General features: G+C 61.8%; 1 protein-coding gene. It reads right to left on the reverse strand.

Features of this window, described 5'->3' with window-relative positions; all coding sequences use genetic code 11:
- Positions 1 to 25 precede the first annotated feature (25 nt).
- The coding region (locus AC5Y7D_RS30810) for a beta strand repeat-containing protein (protein WP_499929961.1) at positions 26 to 1,365 on the reverse strand (1,340 nt) is incomplete at its 5' end.

Consider the following 1,365-nt stretch of genomic DNA (forward strand, 5'->3'; position numbering starts at 1 on the left):
ATTCAAACGTCCCTCAGCATCTGCGTCAGCGGAAGAAGCCCGACTGGCCGTTACCCGAATTGAAACCACCGGAGTTGTCGTCGCCCGAATTCAAAACACCGGAGCTGGTGTTACCGGTATTGGACCAGCCGGCCAGGCTGTTGCCGGAGTTGGCGATGCCGGCATTGTTGGTGCCGATATTGCCGAACCCGGAGTTGAAGCCGGGGATCAACGTGGGCCCTGCGTTCGAGAAGCCGGAGTTGCCGATGCCGGTGTTGAAGAAGCCGGAGTTCGACCCGCCGTTGGGACCGTTGTTGCCCCAGCCCGAGTTGTTGGTTCCGACGTTGCCGAATCCCGAGTTCTGGAACGGCTGGTCGAACGGACTCAGGAATCCCGTGTTATAGCTTCCGCCATTGAGTCCGCCGGTGTTGACATCTCCCCCGTTGAAGAAACCGGTGTTGATATTGCCACCGTTGAGCAACCCGGTGTTCGAGTCACCGGCGTTCACGAATCCGGTGTTTCCGGCGCCTGAGTTGCCGAAGCCGGTGTTCTCGGTTCCGACGTTGAAGCTGCCCGCGTTGAAGTTTCCGCCGTTGAACGAGCCGAAGTTGCCGTTGCCGGCGCTTCCGATGCCGGTATTGGAACTTCCGGAATGCCAGAAGCCAGTGTTGGAGCTGCCGGAGTTGCCGAACCCGGTGTTGCCGTTGCCCGAGTTGAAGAAGCCGACGTTGTTATCGCCGGAGTTGAAGAAGCCGACGTTGTTATCGCCGGAGTTGAACAGGCCGATGTTCCCGGTGCCCGCGTTGAGGGAGCCGATGCCGCGCTGACCGTCGCCGGTCAGCCCGATGCCGATGTTGTTACTGCCCTTGTTGCCGAACCCGATATTCCCGGCACCGAGGTTTCCGAAGCCGAAGTTGCTGCCGCCCAGGTTCCCACTGCCGAAGTTGAAGTCGCCGACGTTGCCGCTGCCGAATGACACGTCGCCCTGGTTGCCGCCGCCGAAGTTGATGGTGCCGAAGTTGCCGCTGCCCAAGTTGAGGCTGCCGATGTTGCCGCTGCCCAGGTTGCCGCTGCCGAAGTTTCCGCTGCCGAAGTTGAAGTCGCCGGCGTTGCCCATGCCGGTGTTGCTGGTCCCGATGTTGCCGCTACCCCAGTTTTCGCTCCCGTAGTTGCCGCTGCCGAGGTTCCAGTTGCCGAAGTTTCCGCTACCGAAGTTGAGGTTGCCGACGTTGCCGCTGCCGATGTTGAAGGTGCCGATGTTGCCCAGACCCAGATTGAAAACCAGGTCGGCAATTCCCTGCGTGGCCGCTGTCGGTGCGGTCGCCAGTCCCGCCCCTGAACCGGTGAGCCAACCGGCCGCCGGCGGCCCGGACAACCCGGCCAACA

The sequence above is a fragment of the Mycobacterium sp. NGS49 genome (assembly GCF_059812565.1).